The following is a 3,280-nucleotide window of genomic DNA, read 5'->3' as shown; positions in this document are numbered from 1 at the left end:
CAAGCGTATCAAAATCAAAGCGGTACTCCGGAATGTTTGTTTCTAAAGCATCAAAGGAATGTGAAAGATCAAAAGTGATTTGAGAATACTTCTGCTGATCGGCCTTTAGCTTGAAAGACATTTGCTTGTCTTTGCAGCAATCCTTCTCCATTTTTTTGCTTCCGCAAACACAGGTTTGGGAATCAATAACCGGATTGATAGAGATAGAAGCAACCTCGCCGCCGCAATAATGCACATTAATATTGCAGCCGATTGCCGGCACAACATAAATCAACAAAAATAGAACGACGATAAATCTTTTCATTTTCAATCTCTGAAAACAAAGATAGGGAAGTTCATACCCGGAAAAATGCTGTACTTCCTTGAATTCTTGAAATGCTAGTATACCAATTTAGTAGAATTTTTAGGTAACTGATTTTGCCATTTTATCCAGTTATGTAGTACTTTAGGTCTTGTAATCCCAAATAGGGCAAACTACAAAAGCAAACAAGGATGAAAAATTTTAACTGGACACAATTTACGAAACGCATAGCGGTTAAATCCGACATGAAAACGGTCTACGATGCATGGACCAAAAGCGAAGAACTGGAAAAATGGTTTTTATCCAGGGCTGTTTATTACTCCGCTGAAAATGAAAAAGTTTCTCCGTCTGAAAATTGCTCTGCCGGTTGCAGATACGAGTGGAATTGGTTCACCCAGGGTTATTATGAAGAAGGGAAGGTTACGGAAGCAAACGGAACCGATTTTTTTGAATTTACCTTTGCAGGAAACTGTAAGGTAGGAATCACGTTGAAGCCTGAAAAAGATTCCGTTTTGGTTGAACTTACACAACGGGAAATTCCGTTGGATGATGAGTCCAAAGCAAATATCCGTTTGGGTTGTGCGTTCGGATGGACTTTTTATCTCATCAATCTGAAATCAATCCTGGAAGGCGGAATTGATCTCAGAAATAAAGATACCGAACTAGCCGGGGTGGTGAATAATTAAATTGTTTTCCCGTTTCCATTCAGTTTGATCCAAATTCTATCAATCTGTGCTTTTAGTCAGTTCGAGTGCCGGAATGTAATGGAGGTGTATCGGGAACGATTGGAAAGTTGCTTTTGTCCATTCGTAATATTACGAATCGCCAAAATGACAAAAAATCAAATAAGCAGAAAACCAATTAAGCAAAATTACTGGTAGGAAAATCCTGCTCTGACCATTTATTCCGGTCCTTCAGAGATCATTTCTCGCATGAAAAAATCTCTTTATCTCGACAATAGAAAAAAGAACGTGCTTCCTTCACCCGGTGTGCTATCCACTCCAATCGTTCCGCCCTGTGCTTCGATAAATTCCTTGCAGATCGCCAATCCGAGCCCGCTTCCCGGTTTACTGATTCCCGGAACCTGGAAATAACGGTCAAAAATACGGGAAAGATATTCCTCGGAAATTCCTTCGCCATGATCGCTCACCTCAAACCGGAACCGATTTTCCTCCTGTTTCAGGCGAATGGTGATGGTTTCCCCGGCAGGAGAATAATGAATGGCATTGATCAACAGGTTGATTAAAACCCATTGCGTTTTGTCCATATCCATTGAAATGGGAGAGAGCCCGTCCTCCGTTTCAATCTCCATCCGGATCTGATCGTGTTCTGCTTCTTTTTGAACTGCTTCAACCGCCTGCGTAATCAATTTGTATGGATCGGATGGCTGCATGAAAAGCCGGATATTCCCTGTTTCGATTTGTGAGAGATTCAGCAATTCCCCCGTTATTTTTAAGAGTCGTTCATTGTCTTCACGAATACTGCGCAACAATTCACGCTGATCTTCATTGATGATGCCCACATCTTTTGTTTCCAATAGCTGCAAACTCATTTTAATGGATGAAATAGGTGTTTTCAGTTCGTGCGAAATGGTTGCCATGAAGTTTGTCTTCGCAAATTCAAGCTCTTTAAAAGACGTGATGTTCCGTAAGATGATCACATTTCCGATCAGTTGTTGTTCACGTTCTCCGGTTGGTGTAATGGAAATCGTGATGAGTTCTTTTTCGAAATACTGCTCTTTTCCGTCCATAAAAATATTCATAAACGGATCTTCCTTTTGAACGTTATTTCCGGCAATTTCTTTCAGATCACGGATCAGGGAACGAATCAAATCATTCGACAAAGCCAGTTCTTTTGCGGAACATCCCATCAGCTTGGTTTTGGGAATATTCAGAATATTGATTGCTTCGTCATTGACAAATACGACTTTTCCGTGTTCATCCAGCCCGATAACCGGATCATTCATATTGTTGATCAGGGTTTCGATACGCTTCTTTTCGTAAAGCACTTCGGCCAATTGCGTACTGTTGTATTCGTCTAGTTTTTCGGCCATCGTATTGAACGATTTTGCCAGGTCCCCGAATTCATTATGACTTTCAAATGCAACCCGTTGTTTGTAATTCCGGGATGCAATCTGGCGGATGCTTTCCGTAAGTTCTTTAATGGGTTTAGCAATGTTTTTGGGCAATTGGACCAGGAGAATAAAAGCAATGAGAAAGCAGGAGCCGCCTGTAAGAATAATCCAGAATAAGGCATCGACAGAAGAATCATTTGCCAGTTCACTTTTGCGCTGAATAGCCGTCATGTTTAACTGCATGATCTGCAAAATATCCTGCCGGATCAATTTACGGGTTTGTTCTTTATCCGTGATTGCGGAAGAATTGAGTTCCGTTACATGATCTTTCAAACGCTGTGTTATTTCATTCTCACCGGATTCGGTTACATTCCGGAGTTGAAGTCCCAGGTTGGTTTTGAAGCGTTTTTCAGCAGTTTTGTCATACGCTTCTTCATCCAGCGAAATCAACATTTTCCGGGAATAGTTGAGACTGTTGTAATTGGCCTTCAGAATGTTGTTCGTATCATTTTTCAAGGTCAGGATATATCCTCCCGAAACTAGTGATAAGAGAATAATGAGCAGGAAAAGAAGTCCGACGCCAAGTGTGAGTTTTGTTTTAATCTTCATGGAAAATCAGGATAAAATGATCAAATCAATATCGGATGCTGCCAATTTATTAAGCAATTTATTAAAAACAGAGGTAGCAAGGATCACTTTGAACAAACTGAAATGCGGTTTTCCGATAGAAACCGTTGTAATCTTCTTTTCCTCAGCGATTCGCATAATCGCATCAGTGACATTTTTTTCTTCCACCCGGATCACTGTTGCCCCCAATTCGGTAGCTAGTTTAAAATTATTGATGAGGTGGCGTTGTTTGTCCAGTGGAATTCGGTCGTTGCTTTCAGCCGGAATTTGTACATAAA

2 protein-coding genes and 2 pseudogenes are annotated in these 3,280 nt (G+C 40.7%); 1 reads left to right on the top strand and 3 read right to left on the bottom strand.

The window, feature by feature from the left end; genetic code table 11:
- A pseudogene (locus Q1V93_RS00020) lies at window positions 1-304 on the bottom strand (hypothetical protein); the annotation flags it as partial.
- Between the two features lie 188 nt (window positions 305-492).
- Here Q1V93_RS00020 and Q1V93_RS00015 point away from each other — a divergent pair.
- Complete coding sequence (locus tag Q1V93_RS00015) at window positions 493-987, top strand: SRPBCC domain-containing protein (RefSeq protein ID WP_300659668.1); 495 nt, start codon at window positions 493-495, stop codon at window positions 985-987.
- 260 nt (window positions 988-1,247) lie between these two features.
- On the opposite strand, the gene Q1V93_RS00010 is transcribed toward Q1V93_RS00015, so the two are convergent.
- Together Q1V93_RS00010 and Q1V93_RS00005 are read right to left on the bottom strand one after the other, a co-directional pair.
- Window positions 1,248-2,984 (bottom strand): ATP-binding protein, encoded by a 1,737-nt coding sequence (locus tag Q1V93_RS00010; protein ID WP_300659665.1) that lies wholly within the window; start codon window positions 2,982-2,984, stop codon window positions 1,248-1,250.
- A gap of 6 nt (window positions 2,985-2,990) precedes the next feature.
- Window positions 2,991-3,280: pseudogene (locus Q1V93_RS00005) on the bottom strand (sensor protein KdpD); the annotation flags it as partial.

Source organism: Fluviicola sp. (assembly GCF_030151805.1).
Taxonomy (GTDB): domain Bacteria; phylum Bacteroidota; class Bacteroidia; order Flavobacteriales_D; family Crocinitomicaceae; genus Fluviicola.
Note: the sequence above shows the minus strand (reverse complement) of the source record. Positions and strands in the feature narration are given on the sequence as shown.

What these genes read in the sequence shown, in the direction of transcription:
- Q1V93_RS00015 (WP_300659668.1), top strand. Translation starts at nt 493, where the DNA reads ATGAAAAATTTTAACTGGACACAATTTACGAAACGCATAGCGGTTAAA.
- Q1V93_RS00010 (WP_300659665.1), bottom strand. Translation starts at nt 2,984, where the DNA reads ATGAAGATTAAAACAAAACTCACACTTGGCGTCGGACTTCTTTTCCTG.